Annotated in this window: 24 protein-coding genes and 1 tRNA gene; 11 read left to right on the forward strand and 14 right to left on the reverse strand. The window is 73.8% G+C overall.

Annotated elements, in window-relative coordinates; all coding sequences use genetic code 11:
- Positions 1–110: 110 nt before the first annotated feature.
- The 4 genes from mshC to AB0G35_RS23125 all read right to left on the reverse strand — a co-directional run bounded on the left by mshC (position 111) and on the right by AB0G35_RS23125 (position 3750).
- The gene (gene mshC / locus AB0G35_RS23110; protein ID WP_360952509.1) at positions 111–1340 is read right to left on the reverse strand and encodes a cysteine--1-D-myo-inosityl 2-amino-2-deoxy-alpha-D-glucopyranoside ligase; all 1230 of its coding nucleotides are present in this window, start codon (positions 1338–1340) and stop codon (positions 111–113) included.
- A gap of 132 nt (positions 1341–1472) precedes the next feature.
- Entirely contained in the window at positions 1473–2399 is a 927-nt protein-coding gene (locus AB0G35_RS23115; protein WP_360952512.1) for an SCO1664 family protein, read from the reverse strand.
- Entirely contained in the window at positions 2363–2953 is a 591-nt protein-coding gene (locus tag AB0G35_RS23120; protein WP_078872005.1) for a DUF3090 domain-containing protein, read from the reverse strand. The genes AB0G35_RS23115 and AB0G35_RS23120 overlap by 37 nt, the downstream gene beginning before the upstream one ends.
- A 98-nt stretch (positions 2954–3051) precedes the next feature.
- Positions 3052–3750 carry a histidine phosphatase family protein gene (locus AB0G35_RS23125; RefSeq protein ID WP_360952515.1) on the reverse strand — a complete coding sequence of 233 codons (699 nt, stop codon included), beginning with the start codon at positions 3748–3750 and terminating at the stop codon, positions 3052–3054.
- 59 nt (positions 3751–3809) lie between these two features.
- On the opposite strand from AB0G35_RS23125, the gene corA reads away from it, so the two are divergent.
- The gene (gene corA / locus AB0G35_RS23130) at positions 3810–4805 is read left to right on the forward strand and encodes a magnesium/cobalt transporter CorA (protein WP_360952518.1); all 996 of its coding nucleotides are present in this window, start codon (positions 3810–3812) and stop codon (positions 4803–4805) included.
- Between the two features lie 22 nt (positions 4806–4827).
- On the opposite strand, the gene AB0G35_RS23135 is transcribed toward corA, so the two are convergent.
- Positions 4828–5616: a ferritin-like domain-containing protein gene (locus tag AB0G35_RS23135; protein WP_360952521.1), complete on the reverse strand. Its 789-nt coding sequence runs from the start codon at positions 5614–5616 to the stop codon at positions 4828–4830.
- A 316-nt stretch (positions 5617–5932) separates the two neighbouring features.
- The gene (locus AB0G35_RS23140) at positions 5933–6988 is read right to left on the reverse strand and encodes an LLM class F420-dependent oxidoreductase (protein ID WP_360952524.1); all 1056 of its coding nucleotides are present in this window, start codon (positions 6986–6988) and stop codon (positions 5933–5935) included.
- Between the two features lie 127 nt (positions 6989–7115).
- Here AB0G35_RS23140 and AB0G35_RS23145 point away from each other — a divergent pair, with 127 nt between their 5' ends.
- Together AB0G35_RS23145 and AB0G35_RS23150 are read left to right on the forward strand one after the other, a co-directional pair.
- Complete coding sequence (locus AB0G35_RS23145) at positions 7116–8099, forward strand: aldo/keto reductase (protein WP_360952527.1); 984 nt, start codon at positions 7116–7118, stop codon at positions 8097–8099.
- Positions 8096–10465, forward strand: coding sequence for a helix-hairpin-helix domain-containing protein (locus AB0G35_RS23150; protein ID WP_360952530.1), 2370 nt, complete (start codon positions 8096–8098; stop codon positions 10463–10465). The genes AB0G35_RS23145 and AB0G35_RS23150 overlap by 4 nt, the downstream gene beginning before the upstream one ends.
- 72 nt (positions 10466–10537) lie before the next feature.
- On the opposite strand, the gene AB0G35_RS23155 is transcribed toward AB0G35_RS23150, so the two are convergent.
- A complete protein-coding gene (locus AB0G35_RS23155) occupies positions 10538–11212 on the reverse strand; it encodes a hypothetical protein (RefSeq protein ID WP_360952533.1) in 675 nt (224 codons plus the stop codon).
- A gap of 47 nt (positions 11213–11259) precedes the next feature.
- On the opposite strand from AB0G35_RS23155, the gene AB0G35_RS23160 reads away from it, so the two are divergent.
- Entirely contained in the window at positions 11260–11448 is a 189-nt protein-coding gene (locus tag AB0G35_RS23160; RefSeq protein ID WP_030416245.1) for a DUF5703 family protein, read from the forward strand.
- 132 nt (positions 11449–11580) lie between these two features.
- Here AB0G35_RS23160 and AB0G35_RS23165 read toward each other — a convergent pair whose 3' ends face one another.
- The 3 genes from AB0G35_RS23165 to AB0G35_RS23175 form a co-directional block, all read right to left on the reverse strand.
- Positions 11581–12456 (reverse strand): chaplin, encoded by an 876-nt coding sequence (locus AB0G35_RS23165; RefSeq protein ID WP_360952536.1) that lies wholly within the window; start codon positions 12454–12456, stop codon positions 11581–11583.
- A gap of 194 nt (positions 12457–12650) precedes the next feature.
- Positions 12651–12878: a chaplin gene (locus tag AB0G35_RS23170; protein WP_360952539.1), complete on the reverse strand. Its 228-nt coding sequence runs from the start codon at positions 12876–12878 to the stop codon at positions 12651–12653.
- 173 nt (positions 12879–13051) lie between these two features.
- Complete coding sequence (locus AB0G35_RS23175) at positions 13052–14377, reverse strand: M20/M25/M40 family metallo-hydrolase (RefSeq protein WP_360952542.1); 1326 nt, start codon at positions 14375–14377, stop codon at positions 13052–13054.
- 231 nt (positions 14378–14608) lie between these two features.
- Here AB0G35_RS23175 and AB0G35_RS23180 point away from each other — a divergent pair.
- The 4 genes from AB0G35_RS23180 to AB0G35_RS23195 all read left to right on the forward strand — a co-directional run bounded on the left by AB0G35_RS23180 (position 14609) and on the right by AB0G35_RS23195 (position 17074).
- Positions 14609–14693, forward strand: a tRNA-Leu gene (locus AB0G35_RS23180).
- A gap of 155 nt (positions 14694–14848) precedes the next feature.
- The gene (locus tag AB0G35_RS23185) at positions 14849–15817 is read left to right on the forward strand and encodes a pseudouridine synthase (protein ID WP_360952545.1); all 969 of its coding nucleotides are present in this window, start codon (positions 14849–14851) and stop codon (positions 15815–15817) included.
- 89 nt (positions 15818–15906) lie between these two features.
- A complete protein-coding gene (locus tag AB0G35_RS23190) occupies positions 15907–16581 on the forward strand; it encodes an HAD family hydrolase (RefSeq protein WP_360952548.1) in 675 nt (224 codons plus the stop codon).
- 37 nt (positions 16582–16618) lie between these two features.
- The gene (locus AB0G35_RS23195; protein ID WP_360952551.1) at positions 16619–17074 is read left to right on the forward strand and encodes an NUDIX domain-containing protein; all 456 of its coding nucleotides are present in this window, start codon (positions 16619–16621) and stop codon (positions 17072–17074) included.
- A 174-nt stretch (positions 17075–17248) separates the two neighbouring features.
- Here AB0G35_RS23195 and AB0G35_RS23200 read toward each other — a convergent pair whose 3' ends face one another.
- Both AB0G35_RS23200 and AB0G35_RS23205 read right to left on the reverse strand, forming a co-directional pair.
- Positions 17249–18880, reverse strand: a complete 1632-nt coding sequence (locus tag AB0G35_RS23200; protein WP_360952554.1) for an ABC-F family ATP-binding cassette domain-containing protein — start codon at positions 18878–18880, stop codon at positions 17249–17251.
- A 309-nt stretch (positions 18881–19189) separates the two neighbouring features.
- Positions 19190–20644: a cytochrome P450 gene (locus AB0G35_RS23205; RefSeq protein WP_360952557.1), complete on the reverse strand. Its 1455-nt coding sequence runs from the start codon at positions 20642–20644 to the stop codon at positions 19190–19192.
- A 119-nt stretch (positions 20645–20763) separates the two neighbouring features.
- Between AB0G35_RS23205 and AB0G35_RS23210 the strand changes: the two genes are divergently transcribed.
- The 3 genes from AB0G35_RS23210 to AB0G35_RS23220 all read left to right on the forward strand — a co-directional run bounded on the left by AB0G35_RS23210 (position 20764) and on the right by AB0G35_RS23220 (position 23310).
- The gene (locus AB0G35_RS23210; RefSeq protein ID WP_360952560.1) at positions 20764–21171 is read left to right on the forward strand and encodes a (2Fe-2S) ferredoxin domain-containing protein; all 408 of its coding nucleotides are present in this window, start codon (positions 20764–20766) and stop codon (positions 21169–21171) included.
- 223 nt (positions 21172–21394) lie between these two features.
- Entirely contained in the window at positions 21395–22189 is a 795-nt protein-coding gene (locus AB0G35_RS23215; RefSeq protein ID WP_360952563.1) for a response regulator transcription factor, read from the forward strand.
- Entirely contained in the window at positions 22186–23310 is a 1125-nt protein-coding gene (locus tag AB0G35_RS23220; RefSeq protein WP_360952566.1) for a HAMP domain-containing sensor histidine kinase, read from the forward strand. The genes AB0G35_RS23215 and AB0G35_RS23220 overlap by 4 nt, the downstream gene beginning before the upstream one ends.
- Positions 23311–23336: 26 nt before the next feature.
- On the opposite strand, the gene AB0G35_RS23225 is transcribed toward AB0G35_RS23220, so the two are convergent.
- Complete coding sequence (locus AB0G35_RS23225) at positions 23337–24644, reverse strand: MFS transporter (RefSeq protein ID WP_360952569.1); 1308 nt, start codon at positions 24642–24644, stop codon at positions 23337–23339.
- Positions 24641–25294, reverse strand: coding sequence for a helix-turn-helix domain-containing protein (locus AB0G35_RS23230; protein ID WP_360952572.1), 654 nt, complete (start codon positions 25292–25294; stop codon positions 24641–24643). Before AB0G35_RS23230 ends, AB0G35_RS23225 begins: the two co-directional genes overlap by 4 nt.
- Between the last annotated feature and the right edge of the window lie 112 nt (positions 25295–25406).

A 25406-nucleotide genomic window follows, 5' to 3' on the forward strand; every position in this document is an offset into this window, starting at 1 on the left:
CTGGATTTCCGGTCGCGCGGCACGGGGCGGCTACGGGGGCGGGCACGGAAAAGGGGCGCCCGTACCGGCCGGCACGGGCGCCCCTGGGGACGGGGGTCAGGCGGTGGCCGTCAGAGGGCCACGCCCAGGAGCGCGTCGACGGCGCGGGAGACGAGGCCCGGAGCGCCCTCGTCGGTGCCGCCCTCGGCCTGCTGGGTGGCGGCCCAGCGGTCCACGGCGGCCAGCGCGGCCGGGGCGTCCAGGTCGTCGGCGAGCGCGGTGCGGATCTCCTCCAGGAGGGCCTCGGCGGGCGGGCCGTCGGGGCGGGAGACCGCGGCGCGCCAGCACGCCAGCCGCTCGACGGCCTCGTCGAGCACCGCGTCGGTCCACTCCCAGTCGGCGCGGTAGTGGTGCGCGAGCAGCGCCAGGCGGATCGCCGCCGGGTCGGTGCCGTCGCGCCGCACCGTGGAGACGAAGACGAGGTTGCCCTTGGACTTGGACATCTTCTCGCCGTTCAGCGCCACCATCCCGGCGTGCACGTACGCCTTGGCGAACGGGTGCTCGCCGGTGAGTGCCTGGGCGTGCGAGGCGCCCATCTCGTGGTGCGGGAAGGCGAGGTCGGAGCCGCCGCCCTGGACGTCGAAGCCCATACCGAGGTGGTCCAGGGCTATCGCGACGCACTCGATGTGCCAGCCGGGCCGGCCACGGCCCAGCGAAGCGCCGTCCCAACTCGGCTCGCCGTCGCGGGCGGCCATCCACAGCATCGGGTCGAGCGGGTTCTTCTTGCCCTCGCGCTCGGGGTCGCCGCCGCGCTCGGCGGACAGCAGCCGCATCGCCTCGGCGTCCAGTCCGGAGACCTCGCCGAAGTGCGGGTCGGAGGCGACGGAGAAGTAGATGTCACCGTCCAGTTCGTAGGCGGCGCCGGCGTCGCGCAGCCGTTCCACGAGCGGGACGATGCCGGGTATCGCCTCGACGGCGCCTATGTAGTGCTGCGGCGGCAGCATCCGCAGCGCCGTCATGTCCTCGCGGAACAGGGCGGTCTCGCGCTCGGCGAGCGCGGTCCAGTCGTCGCCGGTGGCCTGGGCCCGCTGCAGCAGCGGATCGTCGACGTCGGTGACGTTCTGCACGTAGTGCACCTGGCGCTTCGTGTCGAGCCACACGCGCTGAACCAGGTCGAACGCGTTGTAGGTCGCCGCGTGCCCCATGTGGGTGGCGTCGTACGGCGTGATGCCGCAGACGTAGATACGGGCGACGGGACCGGGGGCGAGGGTCACCCGTCCGCCGGTCGCGGTGTCGTGGATCCTCAGGTCGCGGCCCTGACCGGGCAGGGCGGGGACCTCAGAAGCGGGCCATGCATGCATGCCTTGAGCGTAACCGGATGCATGTTCCGCATACGAACCGGACCGGGGTCTTGGCCGGAAAGGCGGTCTTGTGATCCGCGGCCGGACGTGCATATGCCTACCGGCGGCCCGGGGAGGGGCCCCGGGCGGGGCTCAGACCGGCGGCCAGGGGATGGCGGGCCACTCCCCGCCCGGCTCGGGGTGCCGGCCGCGCTCCAGCAGCCCGGCCACCCGCGCCCGCAGCGCGTCGATCTCGGCGGCCGTGAGGAGTTCGGCCAGTCGGGCGGCGAGCGGCGCGGAGTCCGCCAGCGCCGCCCCGAGCCGCCGCAGCGCCTCCAGGGCCTCCTCGGTCAGCGGCTCGCCCGCCCAGCCCCACAGCAGGGTGCGCAGCTTGTCCTCGGTGTGGAAGGTCACGCCGTGGTCGATGGCGAAGAACGCGCCACCGGCGCCGGGCAGCAGATGGCCGCCCTTGCGGTCACCGTTGTTGATCACCGCGTCGAGGACCGCGAGCCGCCGCAGCCGCGGATGGTCGGCGTGCACCAGCAGCGCGGTGCGGTCCTCGCCGAGGTCCGCGAAGCCCACGGCCTTCCAGCCGGGCCCGGGCTCGGCGTCCTCCACCAGCGCCAGCAGCTCGGGCACCTCGTCGCTGCTCTCCGGCGGGTCGATCCACTCCTGGACCATGCCGGTGCCGTAGGGGCCGTCGCGCAGCACGGTCGGCGGGACGAGGTCCCAGCCGCAGGCCCGGGAGACCTCGTACGCGGCGACCTCGCGCTGGGCGAGCGTGCCGTCGGGGAAGTCCCACAGCGGGCGCTCGCCGGCGACGGGCTTGTAGACGCACGAGGCGGTGCGGCCGCCGTGGGTGACCGTGCAGTAGAGCACGGCGTTGGACGCCTCCCGGATACGGCCGCGCACGGTCAGCTCGCCCTCGGCGAGAAAGGCGTCCGACAGCCCTCCGGCGGGCCCCGCCGCGGCTGGCGGCGGGTCCTGCGGACCGGTGGGGCCGGGCAGTTGCCCGGCCGGTTCGACGGCGGGCTCCACGGCGCTCAGGCGCCCCGCCGGTATCCGTTCTGGCGCGGACATACGTGTCCCTCCGGGTCGAGCGGCAGGCTGCACAGCGGGCACGGCGGGCGGCCGGCGTTGACGACCTCCAGGGCCCGCTTGGCGAACGCCCTGGCCATCGTCCCGGTCAGGCGCACCCGCAGCATCGGCGGGCCGTTCTCGTCGTCCTGGAGCAGCCGCTCCTCGGCATCGGCGAGGTCCTCCTCGCTGTCCGCGTCGAGCTCGACCAGCGCCTGGGCCTCGACGATCATCCGCTCGTCCTCGCCGTCCCAGGCCAGCGCCATCGTGCCGACCCGGAACTCCTCCTCGACGGGCATCTCCAGCGGGGCGGTGTCGGTGAGCTCGGCGGGCGAGACGGCGGGAACCGGAGCGTTGCCGCCGCTGCGCCGGACGACCTCGTCCAGCAGCTCGTCGATCCGCTCGGCGAGCGCCGCGACCTGGGTCTTCTCCAGGGCGACGCTGGTGGTCCGGCCGGCCGCGGTGGCCTGGAGGTAGAAGCTACGGCGGCCAGGCAGCCCGACCGTACCGGCGACGAAGCGATCCGGTACGTCGTAGAAGAACACCTGACGGGACAACGTCCTGCTCCGATTGCTCGACTGCGGGGTCGCTGCGGGTCCTCGGGACCGCAGTGGCGGCGGGCAGCGCCGTCGCACCACCCTACTGCGCCGACTGATCACCCTGCGCCCGCACCACCGCCGATGGCCGCGTCCCGGTCCGCCGCCGGGCTGCCGCCGTCCTCCCGGGGCACCAGCGAGGCGAGGTCGCCGGTGTCCCCGAGGCGTACGAGGTAGGGGCGCAGCCGGGTGTAGCGGATCACGGTGAGGGAGCAGGGCTCGACCGAGATCCGCTGGAAGAGGTCGAGGTGCATGCCCAGCGCGTCGGCGACCAGGGACTTGATGATGTCGCCGTGCGAGCACATGGCGTAGGTGGCCTCGGCGCCGTGCGTCTGCTCGACGCGGGCGTTCCAGTCGCGGACCGCGTCGACCGCGCGGGCCTGCATGGCCCGCATCGACTCGCCCCCGGGGAAGGCGGCCGAGGACGGATGCTGCTGGACGGCCTCCATCAGCGGCTCGTCGGTCAGCTCGGCCAGCTTGCGGCCCGACCAGTGGCCGTAGTCGCACTCGCTGATCCGGTCCTCGATGTGCAGGGTGAGCCCGGGCCGGGCCGCCAGCAGGGGCGCCATGGTCTCCCGGCAGCGCTGCAGGGGGCTGGAGACGAGGGCGGCGAGCGGCACCGGGGCCAGCCGCGCGGGGAGCGCGGCGGACTGGGCCGCGCCGTACTCGTCGAGGGCGACACCGGGCGCCCGTCCGGCGAGCACTCCGGCGGTGTTGGCGGTGGAGCGGCCGTGCCGTACGAGGATCAGCGTGGGCATGCCCGCCACCCTACGTTCCGGGTACGGCGTCCTGGCAGGGGTGCCGGGGACGCGCGAGAATGCCAGGTGTGATCGTGGACTGCGCCATCTACCGGGAGGGCCGCCGCACGGACTGCGCGGCCGACTTCTCCGGTGCCCTGAAGGCGGCGCGGGCGGAGGGCCGCTCTTTCCTGTGGCTGGGGATGTACGAGCCGACGCGGGAGGAGTTCGACCGGGTCACCAGCGAGTTCGCGCTGCACCCGCTGGCCGTCGAGGACGCGCTCAAGGCGCACCAGCGGCCCAAGCTGGAGGTCTACGACGACTCGTTGTTCGTGGTGCTGAAGCCGGTCACGTACGACGACCGGGCCGACACGGTGACCGCGTCGGAGCTGATGGTCTTCGTGGGGGACTCGTTCGTGGTGACCGTCCGGCACGGGGAGGCCAGCCCGCTGGCCGCGGTGCGGCGCCGGCTGGAGGAGCATCCGGAGATCCTGCGGCACGGACCGGGCGCGGTGCTCTACGCGGTCAGCGACGCGGTGGTCGACCACTACATCGAGGTGGCCGCCGAACTCGCCCTGGACATGGAGGAGTTGGAGGCGGAGGTGTTCGCTCCGGTCCGTGGCCGGGACACCCGGAACACCGCCGCGCAGATCTACGCGTTCAAGCGCGAGGTGATGGAGTTCCGGCGGGCGACCGGCCCGCTGGCGGAGCCGATGGCCCGGTTGCAGAACCCCGGGGTGCCGTTCGTGCACGATCATGCCCGGCCGTTCTTCCGTGACGTCGGCGACCACCTCACCCGCGCGAACGAGTCGGTGGACGGCCTGGACCGGCTGCTTTCGGACATTCTCTCCGCCCATCTGGCGCAGATGGGCGTCCGGCAGAACGACGATATGCGCAAGATCTCGGCCTGGGCGGCCATGGCGGCCATCCCCACCCTGATCGCCGGGATCTACGGCATGAATTTCGCGGACATGCCGGAGCTGAAGTGGCAGTGGGGATATCCGGCGGTGCTCGTGATGATGGTCCTCATCGAGGTGTCGCTCTACCGGCTGTTCAAACGCCGCGGCTGGCTCTGAGGGAGCCGCGGCGAAGGCGCCCTTACGCGAACTCCGGCGCGGAGGTGGCCGGGCCGCCCAGCGCGTTCCGCCGCTCGGGCATCCGGAGGCTGACCATCCGCCGCCAGCCGCCCAGCCGCTCATAGCCGTACACCGCCGCGATCCCGGCGGTGAGCGCCGCGGACTTGGCCCTCGGCCACCCCAGAATGCGGCCCATGTAGTCCATCACGGCCAGGCTGACGTCCCGGTAGACGACGATCTCGGCGCGGGCGCACTCGTGGAGGAGCCGCTGGATGGTCCGCCCGTGGCCGGCCCGGGCGAGGCGGAGCAGTTCCTCGTGGCAGTAGGCGAGGTGGTTGGTCTCGTCGTTCGAGATCATCCGGATCGCCCGGCCCAGCTCGGGGTGGTCGCCGAAGTGCTTGGTGAGCGTCTCCATCTGGTCGGCGGCGCGCTGTTCGGTGACCCGGCTGTGGGCGAGGTAGGTGAGGATGTCGAGCTCGGTGAGCGGCTCGTCGCGGCGCAGTCTGTCGTGCGCCAGGCCGATGCCCCGCCGTTCCAGGAGCATGGTGTAGTCGGTCGCCTCGGGGACGTCGGTGGGGGTGAGTCCGCGCTTGCGCAGCAGGGCCCGGAAGATCCGGCCGTGCTTGTCCTCGTCGGCGCCGTGCCGGGCGATCTTGGGTGCCAGATCGCGCAGCGACCCGGGCAGCAGGGCGGCGATCCGCCCGTTCTCCCAGCCGCCCTGGGCCTCGCCGCTGGCCGCTATGGAACAGAAGAGACGGTAGGCCTCGTCGTCGTCGACGATCTCCTGGAACAGGCTCCGGGCCGAGAGCATCTGCGTCACCTCCGAACGGACACACCCTCGACCAGTCAAAGCGGGCATTCCGGGCGCGGCAACCGGGCGGGGCGCCCCGTTCGCCCGTTCGGACGAGGCGCGGCCGGGTGGCGGGGCGTAACCCGCCCGCCCGTACCGCCGTTGTGCAGCGCGACGGCCGTGGCGGGGAAGATCCCCCGAGCCCCCACCACGGCCGCAGGCTCTCGGAAAGGCCCGAGGTCCAGGCGCCCCGGCGCCGGGCCCTTCGCCGGTCGCTACCGGGCGTTTCACCGGGCGCCTCTCGCTGAGCGCCGCCGGTCCGTTCGCCCGGCGGCGCTCATGCCAGCCCAGCGCGCTCCAGGGCCTCCGTACCTGCCCGCAGCGAGGCCAGCCGCTCCTCCAGGCCGAAGCCCGCCGGGGCCAGCGTCAGCGTGGTCACCCCGGCCTCCGCATAGGCCCGCATCCGGTCGGCGATCCGCTCCACGGAACCGAGCAGCGTGGTCTGGTCGATCAGCTTCTCGGGGATCGCCGCGGCGGCGCCCTCCTTGTCACCGGACAGGTACTTGTCCTGGATCTCGGCGGCCTCCTTCTCGTAGCCCATCCGCCGGGCCGCCTGGTTGTAGAAGTTCTGCTTGCGGCTGCCCATGCCGCCGACGTAGAGGGCGGTGTACGGGCGGAACATGTCGGCCAGCGCGCTGACGTCCTTGTCGGCGCCCACGGCCAGCGGCAGCGTCGGGCAGATGTCGAAGCCGTCCAGGCTCTTGCCGGCCTTCTCCCGGCCGGCCCGGAGGTGGGCGACCGCGGTCTCCTCCAGGTTCTCGGCGGCGGGGAAGATCAGCAGCGCGCCGTCGGCGATCTCGCCGGTCTGCGTCAGGTTCTTGGGCCCGATCGCGGCGATGTAGAGCGGGATGTGCGGGCGCTCGGGGTGGACGGTGAGCTTCAGCGGCTTGCCCGGGCCGCCGGGCAGCGGCAGCGTCCAGTGCTCGCCCTCGTAGGACAGCCGCTCGCGGCTCATCGCCTTGCGGACGATCTCGACGTACTCGCGGGTGCGGGCCAGCGGCTTGTCGAACTTGACGCCGTACCAGCCCTCGGAGACCTGCGGGCCGGAGACGCCGAGGCCGAGCCGGAACCGGCCGCCGGAGAGCGAGTCCAGGGTGGCGGCGGTCATCGCGGTCATGGCGGGCGTCCGCGCCGGGATCTGGAAGATGGCCGAGCCGATGTCGATCCGCTCGGTCTGGGCGGCGACCCAGGAGAGCACGGTGGCGGCGTCGGAGCCGTACGCCTCGGCGGCCCAGCAGACGGAGTAGCCGAGGCGGTCGGCCTCCTGCGCCACCGCGAGATTGTCGGAGTCCATCCCGGCGCCCCAGTAGCCGAGGTTGATGCCAAGCCGCATACCGCTCCCCTTACCCATCGGTAACGTCGCTGTTGCGGGGACTGTAGCGCGCACCCCGGCCGGGCGTCACCGACGGGTCGTCCACCGGTCCCCTGTTCCCGGCGCCCGGCGCGTACTCTCAGGGCCCATGGAGCAAAGGCACCTCGGCCGAACGGGCCTTCGCGTGTCCCGGCTCGGGCTCGGCACCCTGAACTGGGCCCGCGACACGGGCGAGCAGGAAGCCGCCGACCAGCTCAAGACCTTCTGGGAGGCCGGCGGCACGCTCGTCGACACCGCCGACATCTACGCCGACGGCGGTGCCGAGTACCTCCTCGGCCGGCTGATGGAGGGGCTGGTTCCGCGCGAGGACCTGGTGATCGCGACGAAGGCCGGCAGCGTGCTGGAGGCGGACCGCCGGGTGGACTGCTCCCGGCGCCATCTCCTCGCCGCCCTGGACGCCTCCCTGGGACGGCTGGGCACCGAGTACGTCGACCTCTGGCAGCTCCATGCCTTCGACCCGCACACGCCGTTGGAGGAGACCCTCCAGGCCCTGGACCTCGCGGTCACCAGCGGCCGGGCGCGCTATGTGGGCCTGTCGAACTTCTCCGGCTGGCAGCTCGCCAAGGCCGCCACCTGGCAGCTCGCGGCGCCCGGGGTGCGCAACCGCCTGGCGAGCACCCAGATGGAGTACTCCCTCCTGCAACGCGGCATCGAGCGGGAGGTGCTGCCCGCGGCGCTCGACCTCGGGATGGGGGTCCTGCCGTCCTCGCCGCTCGGCAGGGGCGTGCTGACCGGGAAGTACCGCCATGCCACCCCGGCCGACTCGCGCGGGGCCTCGGAGCATCTGGCGGCGTTCGTCGCGCCGTATCTCGACGAGACGGCGGGCCGGGTCGTCGAGGCCGTCACGACCGCCGCCGACGGACTGGCCGTCACCCCGCTCCAGGTCGCCCTCGCGTGGCTCCGGGACCGGCCGGGAGTGACCGCGCCGATCCTCGGCGCCCGCACGGCACAACAGCTCAGAGCGGCATTGTCAGTGGAGGCCCTTAGTCTTCCTGACGAGATCCGCCGGGCGCTGGACGATGTGTCGGCTCCGGTGCACCACTACCCCGATCACGACTGGAGCACGCTGTGAGCACCGACCGCGCCGCCGGCGACACCCCTCCCGGGCAGGAGGCCGCACCCGGGACCGCGGAGGCGCCCACGTCCGAGGGCGCGCCGGCGGCGGACCAGGGCACGACGGTGAGCGGGGCCCCGGGGGCGGCGCCCACGGCCGGCAAGGCCACCGCGGCGGCGCTGGCGGCGGCCGTCCGGGCCGTGGAGAGCGGCGAGCGCTCGGCCGCGTCGTTCTTCAACGACGCCCCGCGCCCCGCCAGGCCGGCCGCACCCGCCGAGCCGGCGCAGGCTCCCAGCGGCCCCGCGCCCCGGGGCGGACCGGCGGGCCCGCCCCGGGAGCCGGCCCCCGCGCACCGCGCGGCCGCACCGGCCGGACCGCCCGCCCCGCCCGTAGGCGCCCCGGACGCTGCCCCACCCGCCGCACCTCTCCCGGCTCCCGCACCCGGTCTCGACGGCGTACGGCAGGTGCTCCGGGCGGGCGGTGCCCCGGAGGCACTCGCGGAGCGGACCGCCGAGGTGCTCGGGGAACGGGCCGCGGAGGTCCTGCGCGAGGATCCCTGGCAGCTGCTCGCCGTGCCGGGCGTGCGGCCCGAGCAGGCCGACGGCTTCGCGCGGGCGCTGCTCGGCGCCGCCGCCGGGCCGGGCGACGAGCGCCGCGGCCAGGCGCTGGTCGGCTGGCTGCTGGAGCAGGCCGCGGTCGCGGGGCATTCCGCGCTGGAGGCCGGCGCACTGCGGAGCGCGCTCGCACAGCGCCAGGTGCCCGACCCCGACGAGGCCCTGCAGACCGCCATCGCCGAGGGCGCCGTCCTGGTCTTCCAGGACGCGATCGAGGAGCCGGGCCGGGCCCGGCCCGCGGCGGACGAGGACGAGGAGGAGCGGCCGGTCCGGATCCTGCTGGGGCTGGACCGCTGGGCGATGGCCGAGGAGAGCGTCGCCGACGGCCTGGCGCGGCTGCTCAACACCTTCGAGCCGGTCCCGGACACCAGCGCTCCGGAGGCCGCGTCCGAGGCGTCGGACGCCGACTCCGGCGCTCCGGACGCCGACTCCGGGGCCCCCGCCGCGGACGCCGACTCCCCGGCCCCGGCCGGCGACTCCGACGAGGAGGGCCGGGAAGCAGCCGGTGGCCCGGGGACGGCCCGTCCCTCCGCCGCCGCCTGGGAGGCCGCGGCCGCCGCCGCGCCGTCGCCGTCGGCCGCGGAGCTGATCCGTGCCGCCGCGCACAGCGGCCTGGTGGCGCACACGGGCGCCGAGGCGGCCCGTGCCGAGCCCGCCGCGCTGCTCGCCGCGGCCCGCGCGCTCGGCCTGCGGGCGTTCGGCGCCGCCCACACCGAGAACGGCCGCCGCCGGCTGGCCGCGGACCTCGCCGCGTTCGCCGCGGCGGGGGGCCCGACGACCGGTTCGGCGGAGCCCGGCACGGCGGCGGTGACGGTCGCCGGACTGCTGTCCGGGCAGGAGGGCCCCGGCCGGGACGCGGACGGCGCCCTCGCGCTCGATCTGCTGGTGGTGCTGGACGCCCCGCAGCTCGACCTGGAGACCGCGGCCCTGCTCGTCGAGTCGTTGACCGACGGGACCCGGCTGGTGCTCAGCGGGGACCCCGGCGTCCTGTGGTCCGCCGGCCCCGGCCGCCTCTTCGCCGATGTCCTCGCGGCCCGTTTCTGCCCCCAGGTCGCCTCCCGCACCCCGGACTTCGGCCCGGTCGGCGAGCTGGTCTCCGGCATCGGCATCGGTGAGCTGAGCCAGGTCGAGGCGCCCGGCAAGGAGGTGGTGATCGTCCCGGCGCGGGACGCCGGCGAGGCGGTGCACCGCACGGTCCAGCTGGTCGCCGACTCCGTGCCCCGGGCGCTGGGCGTCCCGGCGGAGGAGACCCAGGTCATCACGGTCGGCCACGGCGGCGCGGCCGGCACCCGGGCGCTGAACGCCGCGCTCAAGGAGCGCCTCAACCCCGGCCCCGGCCGGTTCGGCGGCTTCGACCCGGGCGACCGCGTGGCCTATGCCCCGGCCCCCGGCCGTACCCTGCCCGGCACGGTCACCGGCGCCGATGCCGCGGGGCTGCATCTGGACTGCGCGGGGACCGCGGTCGTGGTGCCGCGCGAGCGGGTCGGCGGCGCGGTCCGGCACGGCTGGGCGCTCACCGCCCATCAGGCGGCCGGGATGCGCTGGCCGGCTGCGGTGGTCGTGGTGCCCGGGGACGCCGCCGGCGGACTGACCCGCGCCTGGGTCTACACGGCCTTCAGCCGCGGTGAGCGGCATCTGTCGGTCGTCCAGGGCGCCGAGCAGGCGCTGGCCCGGGCGGTCGCCGAGGTGCCCGTCAAGGAGCGGACCACCCGGCTGCGGACGCTGCTCGGACAGCAGAGCGTCCCGTCCACCGAGGACGCACCGGCCTGAAGGCAAGGAGACGCCTCGGCCTGACGCGGGAAGCGGAGGCGGCCGCCCGGAGCGGGGCGGCCGCCTCCGCCGTCACCTCTCGCGGTCGAGCGGCTCCAGCATGTCGTCGTCACCCAGTTCCTCGTCGAAGACGGCGCTGACGTCGAAGCGGCACACCACCCGCTGCGGGTCCGCCTGGTCGAACGGCGCGGAGAGCCACTCCCCCGGCTCGGCCGGTTCGTCGGCGGCCGCCACCCACAGCGTGGAGTCGCCCTCCTCCAAGCCGAACTCCTTGTGCCGGGAGGCGATCTCATCCGGTTCGAACTCCCCGAAGAGCACTCCCAGCGCCGCATGGACGCTGGTGCCGACCACGGCGGCGGCGTCGGCGGAGGGCCCCGCCGCCTCGTCGGCGGCGTCCGGATCGAGATCCGCGATGCGCTGCGCCTGGTGCAGCAGCCGCTGCGGTTCGGCGACGGTGTAGTCGCGCCGGATCAGCACGCTGAGCGCACTGGGCTCCTCCGGGCCCGCGTACGCGGGCAGCGCGTCGCTCCCGGGGATCTCGAAGGGGGTGACCTCGTCGTAGGTGTCGTAGAGCAGCTCGTCATAGACCTCGGCCGCGGCGGCGAGCTCGTCGAACGCGGCGTAAACAGCCGGGTCGTCCTGCCCCGAGCGGCGTTCGACCGCGTCGAGGTGACGGTCCAGCGCGGCTTTGACCGCCTCGGCGGCGGCACGTACCTCGGCAGCGGAAGGCTGCGCAGCATCAGACATAGTGCAGACGCTATCCGTACCGGGGCCGGTCCCGCACAATAGATGCGATGCCGGAATACGAATTCTGCGATGTGTACGTGCCACGGGGCGTTTCCCGGAAGGCCACCACACGCCTGCTGACCGACCATGCCGAGTACGGACACTGGGAGTTGGACCGTCTGCGGTTGAATCCGGACGGCAGCCGCAAGGTGCGGCTGCGCCGCCGGATCATCCGACAGCTCCGCGCCACGTGGTGACCGCCACCGGCACGTGACAGCAGAGCGGGCCCCGCCTCGGCAGGGCCCGCTCAGTGGTGCGCTCATGTGCGTTCAGCTACCGCTCGTCACGGAGCGCTGATCGCCGCATGATCGCCGCGTAACCGCCGCCGTTCACCGGCGGGCGGTACGCGCCTTGCGGTACAGCACCGCGCCCCCGAGCAGCATCCCGGCGGCGGCCGGAACCGCGTAACCGGCCGCGCCGGCGCCGGTCTCCGCGAGCTGCGGTGCGGCAGGACGCTGAGCCGGCACGACCGTGGGGGTGTGCCCGCCGCCCTGCTGCGGGGTCGCCGGGTGCTGCGGCTTGCCCGGGTGGTGCGGCTTGCCCGGGTGGTGCGGCTTGCCCGGGTGCTGCGGCTTGCCCGGGTGCTGCGGCTTGCCCGGGTGGTCACCGGTACCGGGGTGGTGCGGCTTACCGGGGTGGTGGGGCTTGCCCGGGTGGTGCGGGTGACCCGGGTGGTGCGGGTTGCCCGGCTGCTCGGGCTGGCCCGGCTGCGGACGGTCCGGAAGCGACGCGTCGTTGGCGCAGTCGTTGCCGAAGACCGGGTTCAGCAGACCGCCGGCAGTGACGCTGTTGCCGCAGGCGTTGACCGGAACGTCGACCGGCGCCTGGACGTTGTTGCCGGATCCCACACCGGGCGAGTTCGCGGTACCGCCCGCGGCGCCGGCGCCGTGGTGGCCGCCCCCGCCCGGGTGCCCGCCCTGGTGGTGGCCCCCTTGGTGATGGCCGCCCACGTGGTGCCCGCCGCCGTCGTTGGCGCAGCGGTTGCCGAACGCGGGGTTCAGCAGCCCGACGACGTTGACGGTGTTGCCACAGGCGTTCACCGGGACGTGCAGCGGTACTTGGACATTGTTGCCGGATCCCACGCCTGGCGAGTTCGCCGCGCCGCCGGCGGCCCCCGCATCCGCGTGTGCGTAGCCTGCGACCGCGGCGAGTACACCGCCGGCCGCCGCCATGGTGATCAGGCCCTTTCGTGCGACCTGTCTCATAAATTTGTTCCCCTGCCTAGTGCCTTACAGGAATTGCGTGCGCGCGGTGATCCCCCGGGGAGACCGGGGGATCTACCGCCCGCCCACCGAAATACCCAGAGGCCCCGGAATGCGTGCCACGCATTACGGAGCCGACCCGGATCAGACCCTTACGGGTGCAGGTACAACGTCAAACGGCGTCAGAAAGTCACTTGTCAGACGCAGTAGTTGCCGAAGACCGGGTTCAGCAGACCGACCACGGAGACCGTGTTGCCGCAGGCGTTCACGGGAACGTGCACCGGCGCCTGGACGACATTGCCGGACGCGATGCCCGGCGAGTGCACGGCAGCGCCCTGGGCGCCCGCGTCGGCAGCGGCCACGCCCGCACTGGCGAGCACCAGGCCCCCGGTGGTCGCCGCAGCAGCGACGATCTTCTTCAGCATTGTTCCTCCTCGTAGGCAATGCGGTCCCAGCCGCGGACCGCACACCCTGCAACGAGGAAAAGGACGTTGAAGCTACGAACACATCAAATCGTTCACTCTTTCCGGCGACACCGGCGCGAACGGCAGGAAATCCGCGCCGATTTCCGCTTGGGCGGCCTCACTTCCGTTGGTTTTCAGCTCTGTTCGATGAACCGGTCGAGCACCCGCACCCCGAACTTCAGTCCGTCCACCGGAACCCGCTCGTCCACGCCGTGGAACATTCCGGCGAAGTCCAGTTCCGGCGGCAGCTTCAGCGGGGCAAAGCCGAACCCCCGGATTCCCAGGTCGTCGAACGACTTGGCGTCCGTACCGGCGGAGAGCATGTACGGCACCGCGCGCGCGATCGGGTCCTCGGCCTGCAGCGCCGACTGCATCGCCTCGACCAGCGCCCCGTCGAAGGTGGTCTCCAGCGCCTTGTCCGCGTGCACGTCCTCGCGCTTGACCCGCGGGCCGAGGATCCGGTCCAGGTCGGCCAGGAACTCCTCCTCGTGGCCCGGCAGGAAGCGCCCGTCGATGTGCGCGGTGGCCTGTCCCGGGATCACGTTGACCTTGTATCCGGCGCCCAGCTGGGTGGGATTGGCGGTGTTCCGGAGCGAGGCGCCGATCAGCTTGGCGATGCCGCCGAGCTTCGCCAGCGTGCCGTCCATGTCCTCCGGGTCGAGCTCGGTGCCCAGTGCGTCGCCGAGCTCGTCCAGGAAGACCCGCAGCGTCTTGGTGACCCGTACCGGGAACTCGTGCCGCCCCAACCGGCCGACCGCCTCGGACAGTTCGGTGATCGCATTGTCCTTGTGGATCATCGAGCCGTGGCCGGCCGAACCGTCCACGGTGAGCTTCATCCAGTGCATGCCCTTCTGGGCCGTCTCGATCAGGTACAGCCGCAGCTGCTCGTTGACCGTGAAGGAGAAGCCGCCGACCTCGCTGATCGCCTCGGTCACCCCCTCGAAGAGCTCCGGATGGTGGTCGACGAGGTACCGCGCGCCGTAGGTGCCGCCCGCCTCCTCGTCCGCGAGGAACGCCAGCACGATGTCCCGCGGCGGCTTCCGGCCGGTGCGCAGCCGGTCCCGGACGACGGCCAGCGTCATCGCGTCCATGTCCTTCATGTCGACCGCGCCGCGCCCCCAGACGCACCCGTCCGCGATCTCCCCGGAGAACGGGTGGTGGGTCCAGTCGGCGGCGTTGGCCGGCACGACGTCGGTGTGCCCGTGGATGAGCAGCGCGGGCCGGGAGCGGTCCTCACCCTCGATGCGGGCGACGGTCGACGCGCGCCCCTTGTGCGACTCGAAGATCCGCGGCTCCAGGCCGACCTCGGCGAGCTTCTCCGCGACGTACTCGGCGGCGGCCCGCTCGCCCGGGCCCGAGTGGTCGCCGTAGTTGCTGGTGTCGATCCTGATCAGGTCCCGGCACAGGTCGACGACCTCGTCCTCACCGGTCACCGTACGGCCCGGCTGTGACTCGATCACGCTGCCTCCTCTTGGTTCGCGGCCGCGTCGCGCGCCCCGAGGCGCCCGGCCCGCGGCGGGGGTCCACCGCCATCCTCCACCCGGGCCGCGCTCCGCCCAAGGCCGCAATACTCCCGACATCCGCTGGTCACGGGCCCGCCCCCGGCTCCCTGTACGGGTGATCGACCACCCCCGAACGTTTGCTATTGTTTTCCACGTCGGAACGGCCCAGGCCGCACCGGCAGACACCTGGTCCGGGTGGCGGAATGGCAGACGCGCTAGCTTGAGGTGCTAGTGCCCTTTATCGGGCGTGGGGGTTCAAGTCCCCCCTCGGACACTCTTCAATATCGACGCCCGCTCGGCTCCGGCCGAGCGGGCCTCGCTGTTTTCCGACCTTCATCACTCCGACCTCCATCACTTCGACCTTCACCACTTCGACGTTGATCGTTTTCGATGTCGCTCACCTCGCCGTTCCGCCTGCCCGGAGATCCCGTGAGACGCCGCTCCCCCGTGCCGCCCGCCCCGTTGCCGCAGCGTGACGGGATCGATCCGGTGCGGGTACGGCTGCCGGCCGATCCCGACGGGGCGTGGGGCACGGTCGGGGAGCACCTCGTGGCGCGGTTCGGTGGGGCGATCGGGGCCGGGCGGGTGGTGGAGATGCTGGACGCCGGCCGGTTCGTGGGGATCGAGGGGGCGCTGACCGGGGGCGAGCCCTACCGGGCGGGGCGGTACGTGTGGTTCCACCGGGACTTCGCGCCGGAGGTGCGGGTGCCGTTCGAGGTGCGGGTCGTGCACCGGGACGAGCGGATCGTGATCGCCGACAAACCGCACTTCCTGGCCACCACGCCGCGCGGACAGCACATCACCGAGACCGCGCTGGCCCGGCTGCGGCGCGAGCTCGGGCTGCCGGCGCTGCAGCCCGCGCACCGGCTGGACCGGCTGACGGCGGGGCTGGTGCTGTTCGTCGTACGGCCCGAGGACCGCGGGGCGTACCAGGGGCTGTTCGGCGGGCGCCGGGTGCGCAAGGAGTACGAGGCGGTGGCGCGGTACGACGAGGGCGTGGCGCTGCCGGTGACCGTGCGCAGCCGGATCGTCAAGGAGCGCGGGGTGCCTGCGGCGCGGGAGGTGCCCGGGGCGGCGAACGCGGAGAGCCGGATCGAGCTGGTCGAGTGGCGGGGCGGGCTCGGGCGCTACCGGCTGCTGCCGGCGACCGGGCGGACGCATCAGCTGCGGGTGCACATGAACGGTCTGGGGCTGCCGATCCTCCATGATCCGCTGTATCCGGGGCCCGGTGACGCGGCGGGGGCGGCGGAGGCCGGCGGTGCGGCCGCCGAGGACTTCGGGGCGCCGTTGCAGCTGCTGGCGAAGGCGCTGGAGTTCACGGACCCGGTGGACGGGCGGGAGCGGCGGTTCGAGAGCGGGCTGCGGCTGGCGGCGTGGCCGGGGCCGGCGGCCGGCTGACGTCCGCCGCGGAATTTGCGGTGCGGACGGGCGCCCGGCGTCCGTAGGGTGCGGGGGTTGGTGCACTGGGGTGAAGGGCTGGCCGGCGAATGCTGATCTTTGACGCGGACGACACGTTGTGGGAGAACAACGTGATCTTCGAGCGGGTCATCGACGAGTTCCTGGAGTGGATGGTGCGCCCGGGGCTCGACCGGAAGGCGGTGCGGGCGGTGCTCGACGGGATCGAGGCCGCGAACGCACCGACCCTCGGGTACGGCAGCAAGGTCTTCCTGCACAGCCTGGGCGAGTGCGTGGCACGGCTGCGCGGACGGGCCGCGACGGCCGAGGAGTCGGCGCGGATCGCCGGGTGGGCGGCCGCCTTCACCGGGGACCGGGTGGAGCTGATTCCCGGAGTCGCGGAGACGCTGGCGGAGCTGGCGCGGCGGCACGAGCTGCTCCTGCTGACCAAGGGCGACGCCGAGGAGCAGGAGCGGAAGGTGGCGGCCTCGGGGCTGACCGGGCACTTCCGCGGGGTGCACATCGTGGCGGAGAAGGACGTGGCCACGTACGAGCGGCTGAAGCGCGCCTACGACCTGGTGCCGGACAAGACCTGGATGATCGGCAACTCCCCCAAGTCCGACATCCTGCCGGCGCGTTCGGCCGGCCTGAACGCGGTGTTCATCCCGAACGACCACACCTGGGTGCTGGAGCACGACGAGCTCGACCCGGGCGATACGAAGGTGCTGCGGCTGTCGGCGTTCAACGAGCTGCTGCGGCACTTCTGAGGGCGGACGGCACCGGCGGGGGTCGAGGAGGGACGACGTGAGGGAAGGAGACGGTGCGGTGCGACGGCCGGTGGTGTCGTGCGTGTTCGTGTGCCACGACGGTGCGGGGCGGGTGCTGCTGGCGCGGCGGAGCGCCGGGGCCCGGGACGAGCCGGGGACGTGGGACTGCGGCGCCGGGGCGCTGGAGTTCGGCGAGACCTTCGAGACCGCGGTGGCGCGGGAGGTCCACGAGGAGTACGGCACCCGGCCGCTCGGCATCGAGCAGCTCGGGGTGCGCAATGTGCTGCGCGGTGATCCGGTGGACTCGCACTGGGTCGCGGTGGTCTTCGCGGTGCGGGTGGCGCCGGACGAGGTGGCGATCGGTGAGCCGCACAAGTTCGATGCGCTGAGGTGGTGCCCGCCGGATGCCCTGCCCGCACCGCTGCATTCGCAGTGCGGGGAGAGCCTGGCGTTGTTCGTGCGGTCCGCCTCGTCACGGGAGTTGGCCGGCTAGCGGCTGGTCGGCGACGGCCGCCACCGGGCGCTCGGCGGCTTCCAGGAGCTGTTCGTCGGCGCGCAGGTCGGCGTCCGCGGAGCCGGCGTGGAGCGGGAGCCGGGTCCGCCGGTCGGGGGCGGCGGCAACGGATGTACCCGAGAGGACCGGCCGCCGCCCACCGCCGCCGCGGCCCTACAGCGGTGCGGTATCGGTGAGTTCGCCGTCCTCCAGGGCGAGCCAGCGGGTGATGCCCAGTTCCCGGAGGAACGTCAGGTCGTGGCTGACGACCACGAGCGCGCCCTCGTAGGACTCCAGGGCGGTGACCAGCCGGCGGACCGAGGCCATGTCGAGGTTGTTGGTCGGCTCGTCGAGCAGCAGCAGCTGCGGGGCGGGTTCGGCCAGCATCAGCGCGGCGAGCGAGGCGCGGAAGCGTTCTCCGCCGGAGAGCGTGCCGGCCTGCTGGTCGGCCCGGGCGCCCTTGAAGAGGAAGCGCGCGAGCCGGGCCCGGATGCGGTTGTTGGTGGCGTCCGGGGCGAAGCGGGCGACGTTCTCGACGATGGTCAGGTCGTTGTCCAGGACCTCCAGTCGCTGGGGGAGGAAGCGGTGCGGGACGTGGACCTCGGCGGTGCCGGACTCCGGTGGGATCTGGCCGGCGAGGGTGCGCAGGAGGGTGGTCTTGCCGGAGCCGTTGCGGCCGGTGAGGGCGATGCGTTCGGGACCGTGCACGTCCAGGTCGGCGCGGGCGCCGTAGCGGGTCCGCACCTCGCGCAGGGTGAGCACGCCGCGGCCCGGCGGGACGGCGGTGTGCGGCAGGTCGATGCGGATCTCGTCGTCGTCCCGGACCGCTTCGACGGCCTCGTCGAGGCGTTCCCGGGCTTCCTTGAGGCGTTCGGTGTGCAGGATGCGGTGTTTTCCGGCGGAGACCTGGGCCTCCCTCTTGCGTTCGTTCATGACGATCTTGGGTTCGCGCTTGTTGGCGCTCATCTTGTTGCCGTAGCGGACCCGGCGGGCCAACTTGACGTGGGCGTCGCTCAGTTCGCGTTTTTGGCGCTGGACGTCGGCCTCGGCGACCCGGACCATCCGTTCGGCCGCCTCCTGCTCGGCGGCCAGGGCGCGTTCGTAGTCGGTGAAGTTGCCGCCGTACCAGTGGACCTCACCGCCGCGGAGATCGGCGATCCGGTCGACCAGGCCGAGGAGTTCCCGGTCGTGGCTGACCACGAGGAGCACGCCGGACCAGCCGCCCACCGCGGTGTACAGGCGCTCGCGGGCGGCCCGGTCGAGGTTGTTGGTGGGCTCGTCGAGCAGCAGGACGTCCGGCCGGCGCAGCAGCAGGGCGGCCAGCCGGAGCAGGACGGATTCCCCGCCGGAGATCTCGCCGATGGTGCGGTCGAGGTCGATGCCGGTCAGGCCGAGCTGGTCGAGGGTGGCGCGGGCCCGCTCCTCGACGTCCCAGTCGTCGCCGATGGCGGTGAAGTGCTCCTCGCTCGGGTCGCCGTTCTCGATGGCGTGCAGGGCGGCGCGGGTGGCGGCGATGCCGAGTGCCTGGTCGACGCGGAGCGCGGTGTCGAGGGGGGCGTGCTGCGGGAGGTAGCCGAGCTCGCCGGCGGTCCGGACGCTGCCGGCGGTCGGGGTCAGCTCGCCCGCGAGGAGCTTCAACAGCGTTGACTTTCCTGACCCGTTGAGGCCGATCAGGCCGGTGCGGCCGGGGCCGACGGCGAGCTGGAAGTCCTCGAAGACGGCGCTGCCGTCGGGCCAGCTGAAGGCGAGGCCGGAGCAGACGAGGGACGCGGCGGAGGCGGCGCGGGATGCGGGGGTCTGGGACATACGGGTCTCCTGGGTGCGCGGAAGGTGTGCGGGGAACTGCGCGGGAGACACCGCGGGGGGACGCCGGAGGGCCGGGTGCGCCGGGGTACGCCGGTCGGCACGCCGAGGTCACGGACGGCGCCACGCGGTACGTCGGAACGTATGCGTGAGCGCGGTGTCTCAAGGACCTCAGACGAGCAACGGCCTTCTCCAATCGGCGGCAATGGGGCCGAGGAAGACGGTACGGGGGACGCCACGGAAAGGCAAACGCATTTTTCGTTGCGTTTGCCGGGGAGGGTGCTTCGCGCCTGCGTCCCCGGCCCCCCTGCCCTACTCCCCCGCCCCCACGCGCGGGCGCAGCCGTACCCGGGCGGGGCCGGTGGGCTGCAGGGTGATGCCGGCGGCGACCGGCACCTCCTCGTCCACGGCGTCGAGTTCGTACGCGCGCAGGAGGGTCGCCAGCGCGAGCACCGACTCCAGCATGGAGAAGTGCTGCCCGATGCAGGCGCGCGGGCCGCCGCCGAACGGGAACCAGGAGTACCGGTGCCGGTCCGCCTCCCGCTCGGGTGCGAACCGGCCGGGATCGAAGCGTTCCGGGTCCGGCCACAGCGCCGGGTCGCGGTGGGTGACCCAGGGCGCGACCACCACGTCCGCACCGGCCGGGATGCGGAAGCCGCAGATCTCGGTGGCTTCCACGGCCCGCCGGCTGACGACCGGTGCCGCCGGGTACAGCCGCATGGATTCCTTGAGCGCCTGCGTCAGGCACGGCAGCCGGTCCAGGTCGGCGGCGGCGGGGGTGCGGTCCGCCAGGACGCGGTCGATCTCCGCGCGGACCCGGGCCTGTTCCTCCGGATGCCGGGCGAGCAGGTGCAGGGTGAAGGCCAGCGAGGTCGCGGTGGTCTCGTGCCCGGCCAGCAGGAAGATCAGCACCTGTTCGCGCACCTCGGTGGCGTCCAGCGAACCGTCCTCGGCGTTGCCGGCCGCGGCGAGGAGCGAGAGCAGATCGTCGCCCCCGGCGGCGTCCGGTCCGTCCGCCGCTCCGGTCGCCGCGCGGCGCTCGGCGATGATCCGGTCGCACAGCGCGTCGAGTTCGTCGACGGCGGCCCGCGCCCGCAGATTGCCCGGGGTCGGCCACTGCCGCGGGATCTTCACCGGCACGTAGGCGCGCTGGACGACGTAGGCGTTGATGACCGGGGCGCAGCGGTGGATGGCGGCCACCGCCTCCTCCGCGTCCAGGCCGAACAGGATCCGGGCGACGGTGCGCAGCGCGAGCCGGTTCATCTCGGGGACCAGGTCGACGGTGGCGTCCCGTGCGGTCCGCCAGCGGTCGACGACGGTGGCGGCCTCGCCGGTCACGGCCGAGGCGTACCCGTCCACCCGGCGCTTGGTGAACAGCGGCTGCACCAGCCGGCGTTGCCGGAGGTAGTCGGCGTCCTGGCTGGTGAGCAGGCCGTTGCCGAACGCCTGCCGGACCTCCTCGTACAGCGGGTGGTCCTTGCGGAAGTTGGCGGCCTGCGAGGCGAGTATCTGCTGGACGCCCTCGGGCGCGAAGACGGCGTGGAACACGCTGCGCAGACCGGGCGGCCCGGCCTCCAGGCGGACCACGTCGCCGTGTCGGCGCTGCGCCTTCAGGAACGTGCTGAGGGAGTCCCGCCGCAGGTCGAGCATCGAGCCGAGGAGGGGGAGGCCGGCCGGGCCGGGGATGTCGTCCGTGGCAGTGCGGACGGGCCGGGAGCCGGCTGGGGAGTTGACCTGGGGGTCGGGCTGGGAGTCGGTGAGGGGCATGGTCGGATGTCTATCCCGGTTACGGGCGTTCCTACCCCCGGCCGGGGACCGGCCGGAATGTGGCGGGAAGCCGCGGGGGCCCGGGGTGGTGCCGGGCGGGGCCGCGTACCATGGGCCGGATGATCAACAAGCGTGCCGGCCGCCCGGCCACCGCGGGCGCGGCGCCCTGCCGGGTCACCGTCTGCCGCGGCTGCTGCTGCGGCGATGCGGCCAAGATCCCGGGCGTGGACCACGCCGGTCAGATACCCCGGCTGCGGGCTGCGCTGGACGGTGCGGCGCCGGTGCGTGCCTCGGAGTGCCTGGACGTCTGCGACCAGGCGAACGTCGTGGTGGTGCAGCCCTCGCCGGCCGGCCGGGCGGCGGGTGGCCGTCCGGTGTGGCTGGGGCTGGTCAACGACGACGACGCGCTGGCCGACATCGCCGCCTGGATCCGGGCCGGCGGACCCGGTCTCGCCGAGCCGCCGGGCATCCTGGACCTCTACACGATCACGGTGTCGCGGCGGGTACGGGAGGGACTGGCGGACTGAGCGCACCGGCGCACTTCCCCCGGCGCACCCGCCCTCCTGCCGGATACCGGCTCTTCCCCCCGGCGTACCGGCCCTCCTGCCGGATACCGGCTCTCCCCCCGGCGTCGGCCCGCCCTCCTGCCGGTTACCGGAGTCTTACGAACACGGGCCGGGTCGCGCGCCGCGCCGCGCGGTGGTGTTGGCTTGGGGCATGAGGTCCCTCCCGGGAAGGGCCGGCTGACCCGTGCAGCACGGTCCGCCGCCCGCCGCTCCCCCGCCCGCCCCCGCGCCCGGGCCGCCCCGGCGCGTCCTGGTCGTCGAGGACGATCCGACCGTCGCCGAGGTCGTCACCGGCTATCTCTCCCGGGCCGGATACGCCACCGAGCACGCCGCCGACGGGTTCGCCGCGCTGGACCGGGCCGCGGTCTTCCGGCCGCATCTGGTCGTCCTGGACCTGATGCTGCCCGGCCTCGACGGCCTGGAGGTGTGCCGCCGGCTGCGCCGCGCCGACGACGGGCCCGCGGTCCCGGTGGTGATGCTGACCGCGCGCGGCGAGGAGGCGGACCGCATCCTCGGGCTGGAGCTGGGCGCGGACGACTACGTGACCAAGCCGTTCAGCCCGCGCGAACTGGTGCTGCGGATCGGCTCGGTGCTGCGCCGCGCGGAGTCCCCGCCGCCGTCCGCGGCGCCCGCACCCGTACTCCGGGCCGGGGACCTGACCGCCGACCCCGAGGGCCGCCGGGCCGACCGCGCCGGACGCGAACTCGCCCTCACCGCCCGCGAGTTCGATCTGCTGGTGTTCCTGATGCGGCACCCGGGGCGGGTGTTCTCCCGGGAGGAGCTGCTGCGCCGGGTGTGGGGGTGGGAGTTCGGCGATCTGTCGACGGTGACCGTCCATGTGCGGCGGCTGCGCGAGAAGATCGAGTCGGATCCGGCGGCGCCCCGGCTGGTGACGACGGTCTGGGGCGCGGGCTACCGCTTCGATCCGGCGCAGGGCTCCCCCGGGCCGGGAGAGGCGGACGAGAGGTTTCTGCCATGACGGACTTCCTGCTCATCGTGGGGCTGGCGGCGCTCGCCGCGGCACTGGTGGGGCTGCTCGCCGCGCCCGCGGTACGGGCGCTGCGGCGCCGTTCGGTGGCGCTGTCGCTGTTCGCGGTGGCGGCGCTGGCCGTGGCCGCGATGGCGGCGGGCACGGTGGCGGTCGCCCAGGCGATGCTGCTGTCCGGGCACGACCTGGGGGTGGTGATGGCCGTGGTGGCGGTGTCGGGGGTGGTGTCGCTGGCGGCCGCGCTGCTCTTCGGGCGGCGGATCGCGGCGGGCAGCCGGGAGCTGGCGCGGTCGGCGCGTACGGTGGGCAGCGAGGGCGGATTCGTCGCGCCGGACGAGCCGCCGACGGCCGAACTGGCGGCGCTGTCCCGGGCCTTGGAGGAGACCAGCGCGCGACTGGCCGAGGCCCGCGAGCGCGAGCGGGCCCTGGACGGCTCCCGGCGCGAGCTGATCGCGGGGATCTCGCACGATCTGCGGACCCCGCTCGCCGGGCTGCGGGCGATGGCCGAGGCGCTGGAGGACGGCGTCGCCGAGGACCCCGCGCGCTACCACGCGCGGATCCGGATTGAGGTGGAACGGCTGGCCGCCATGGTCGACGACCTCTTCGAACTGTCCCGGATCCAGGCCGGGGCGCTGGCCCTGACCCTGTCGCGGGTGTCGGTGTACGACCTGGTGGACGACGCGCTGACCGGGGCCCGGCCGCTGGCACGGGCGGGCGGGGTGCGGCTGGTGGACGGCGGGGTGGCCCCGCTGCCGGTGCGGGTGGACGCCCAGCAGATCACCCGTGTGCTGGGCAATCTGCTGGTCAACGCGATCCGGGCGACCCCGGCCGAGGGGACCGTCGCGGTCAGCACCCGGCAGGAGGCGGACCGGGTGGTCCTGGCCGTCGAGGACGGCTGTGGCGGCATCCCGCCGGAGGACCTGGCCCGGGTCTTCGACACCGGCTGGCGCGGTGGCAGCGCCCGTACCCCGCGCGCGGACGGCCAGGCCGGCGCGGGACTGGGCCTGGCGATCGTCCGGGGCATCGTGGAGGCCCACGGCGGCCGGGCAACGGTACGGAACACCGGCGCGGGCTGCCGGTTCGAGGTGGCGCTGCCGGGGGCGGGGGCGTAGGGCCCGGCGGGCACCGCCCCGCCGGCTCAGGTGCGGGCGGCCGCCCGGTCCCGTTCCTCCGGTCCGGGACCGGCGGCGTGGTGCGCGTCGTCCGTCCGGCGCTCCGGGAGGTCCCGGACGGTGCGGACCGGTGAGAGGACCAGGGTCAGGGCGGCGAGCGGCACCCCGGCGGTCGTGATCCACAGGGCGGTGCGGACCCCGAGGGCGGAGCCGAGCGCACCGCCGAGCAGGGCACCCAGGGGCAGCGTCCCGTAGTTGAGGAAGGCGCTGCTGGCCACCAGCCGGCCGAGCAGGTACGGCGGGCAGTACCGCTGCTGGAAGCCCACCTTGAGGATGTTGCCGCCCACCACCCCCGCACTGACCCCGAAGCTGCCCGCGACGTAGAGCAGCGTGCCGGCTCCCTGCGTGGTCAGCGGGATGAGCAACGCGGCGCTGGGCAGGCCGAGTTCGTACAGCAGCATGGCGCGGGCGGTGCCGAGCCCGGCGGCGGCGCGGCGCACCAGGAACGCGCCCGCGATGCCGCCCGTACTGGCCAGCGCGAGCAGTCCGCCGACGGCTCCGGAGGGCAGGCCGACCTCGCGTACCAGGAAGACGGCGACCAGAGACTGGTAGGCCATCAGCGCGAGGTTGGAGAGGGCACCGAAGAGCGTCAGCGTACGGAACCACACATCGCCGGCGACCAGCCGCACGCCCTCGGCGATCTCGGCAGGCAGGGAGCGCGCCGCGCGGCCGTCGTTGCGTTCCGCCGGGCGGGGTTCGCCGTGCCGGATGCCGAGCAGGCACAGCAGCGAGACGAGGAACGTTCCGGCGTTGGCCAGCAGGCCGTTGACCGCGCCCGCCAGTTGGGCCAGCAGGCCGGCGGTGCCCTGCCCGACGATCTGCGCGGCGGAGGCGCTGCCGTGCAGCTTGGCGTTGCCCTCGGCCTGGTCGGCGGGGTCGAGGAGGGTGGGGAGGTAGGCGCTGTACGCGGTCTGGAAGACCACCGCGGCGCCGCCGGTCAGCAGGGCCACCGCGAGCAGCGCTCCCAGCCCGAGCCTGCCGTACCGGGCGAGGACGGGGACGGCGGCGAAGAGCGTCAGGGACAGTGCGGCGGAGGCGAGCATCAGGGGGCGGCGGCGGACCCGGTCCACCCATACGCCGACCGGGAGGCCGATCAGCAGCCAGGGCAGCCAGCCGGCGGCGGCGAGCAGTCCGACCGCGAAGGTGGAGGCGTGCAGGGTGGACACCGCGACGAGCGGCATGGCCACGTTGGTGACCGCGGCCCCGAATTTCCCGGCCGTCTCGCCGCACCACAGCAGCCGGAAGTCGCGGTGCCGGCGGAGCAGGCCGCTCACCGGTCGCCGCCCCCGTCGGCGGCCCCGCTCTCCTTCCGGGGGAAGGACTGCAGTTGGACGAGGACCGGCCGGACCGGTTCGCCGTCCGCCGCGGACGGCTTCCGGTTCGCGTCCAGCGCCGCCGCCCGGTGCCGCTCGACGACCTCGGCCAACTCGGCGTTGAGCGACGCGAGTTGCTCGGCGGTCATCCGCAGGTCCTGCCAGCGGGAGAGGGTGCCGGCGTTGTGCCACTCGGGCTCCCAGTCCTCGGTGAGGTAGCTGGTGACCTGGTGGAAGTCCCGCTGGACGAACTCGTGGAGGTAGACCGACAAGGCGCCGCGGGTGGCCGGATCGTCGCGGAATTCGGTGGTGTCGAGGCGGTGGGAGACCCGGGCCGCCCGCCACCAGCGTTCGCGCTTGGTGCCCCGGCCGGTTTCCTCCTCGATGAAACCGTGGTCGGCGAGGTGGCGCAGGTGCCAGCTGACGGTGCCGGTGTTCTCGCCGAGCCGCCGGGCCACCCCGGTCGCGGTGTCCGGGCCGTCGAGGGTCAGCAGGTCCAGGATGCGCATCCGCAGGGGGTGCGCCAGGCCGCGCAGGCTGCGGGCGTCCATCCGGCGCTCGGGAAGGGCACCGGACGGCTGCGCAGGCGGTATTGAGGGATCGTCAGGCATGGGGCGAGCATAGTGTTGCAGAGGGTTCTCTGCATAGGGTTCTCTGCAAACAATCCTCTGCAGACGGTTCGCCGCAGGACAGTTGGCCGCAGACGGTTCGCCGCAGGACAGT

The organism is Streptomyces sp. NPDC021749 (assembly GCF_040640655.1).
In the GTDB taxonomy this organism is placed as follows: Bacteria; Actinomycetota; Actinomycetes; order Streptomycetales; family Streptomycetaceae; genus Streptomyces.

What these genes read in the sequence shown, in the direction of transcription:
- mshC (WP_360952509.1), bottom strand. Translation starts at nt 1,340, where the DNA reads ATGCATGCATGGCCCGCTTCTGAGGTCCCCGCCCTGCCCGGTCAGGGC.
- AB0G35_RS23115 (WP_360952512.1), bottom strand. Translation starts at nt 2,399, where the DNA reads ATGTCCGCGCCAGAACGGATACCGGCGGGGCGCCTGAGCGCCGTGGAG.
- AB0G35_RS23125 (WP_360952515.1), bottom strand. Translation starts at nt 3,750, where the DNA reads ATGCCCACGCTGATCCTCGTACGGCACGGCCGCTCCACCGCCAACACC.
- corA (WP_360952518.1), top strand. Translation starts at nt 3,810, where the DNA reads ATGCCAGGTGTGATCGTGGACTGCGCCATCTACCGGGAGGGCCGCCGC.
- AB0G35_RS23135 (WP_360952521.1), bottom strand. Translation starts at nt 5,616, where the DNA reads ATGCTCTCGGCCCGGAGCCTGTTCCAGGAGATCGTCGACGACGACGAG.
- AB0G35_RS23140 (WP_360952524.1), bottom strand. Translation starts at nt 6,988, where the DNA reads ATGCGGCTTGGCATCAACCTCGGCTACTGGGGCGCCGGGATGGACTCC.
- AB0G35_RS23145 (WP_360952527.1), top strand. Translation starts at nt 7,116, where the DNA reads ATGGAGCAAAGGCACCTCGGCCGAACGGGCCTTCGCGTGTCCCGGCTC.
- AB0G35_RS23155 (WP_360952533.1), bottom strand. Translation starts at nt 11,212, where the DNA reads ATGTCTGATGCTGCGCAGCCTTCCGCTGCCGAGGTACGTGCCGCCGCC.
- AB0G35_RS23160 (WP_030416245.1), top strand. Translation starts at nt 11,260, where the DNA reads ATGCCGGAATACGAATTCTGCGATGTGTACGTGCCACGGGGCGTTTCC.
- AB0G35_RS23165 (WP_360952536.1), bottom strand. Translation starts at nt 12,456, where the DNA reads ATGAGACAGGTCGCACGAAAGGGCCTGATCACCATGGCGGCGGCCGGC.
- AB0G35_RS23170 (WP_360952539.1), bottom strand. Translation starts at nt 12,878, where the DNA reads ATGCTGAAGAAGATCGTCGCTGCTGCGGCGACCACCGGGGGCCTGGTG.
- AB0G35_RS23190 (WP_360952548.1), top strand. Translation starts at nt 15,907, where the DNA reads ATGCTGATCTTTGACGCGGACGACACGTTGTGGGAGAACAACGTGATC.
- AB0G35_RS23200 (WP_360952554.1), bottom strand. Translation starts at nt 18,880, where the DNA reads ATGTCCCAGACCCCCGCATCCCGCGCCGCCTCCGCCGCGTCCCTCGTC.
- AB0G35_RS23205 (WP_360952557.1), bottom strand. Translation starts at nt 20,644, where the DNA reads ATGCCCCTCACCGACTCCCAGCCCGACCCCCAGGTCAACTCCCCAGCC.
- AB0G35_RS23210 (WP_360952560.1), top strand. Translation starts at nt 20,764, where the DNA reads ATGATCAACAAGCGTGCCGGCCGCCCGGCCACCGCGGGCGCGGCGCCC.
- AB0G35_RS23220 (WP_360952566.1), top strand. Translation starts at nt 22,186, where the DNA reads ATGACGGACTTCCTGCTCATCGTGGGGCTGGCGGCGCTCGCCGCGGCA.
- AB0G35_RS23230 (WP_360952572.1), bottom strand. Translation starts at nt 25,294, where the DNA reads ATGCCTGACGATCCCTCAATACCGCCTGCGCAGCCGTCCGGTGCCCTT.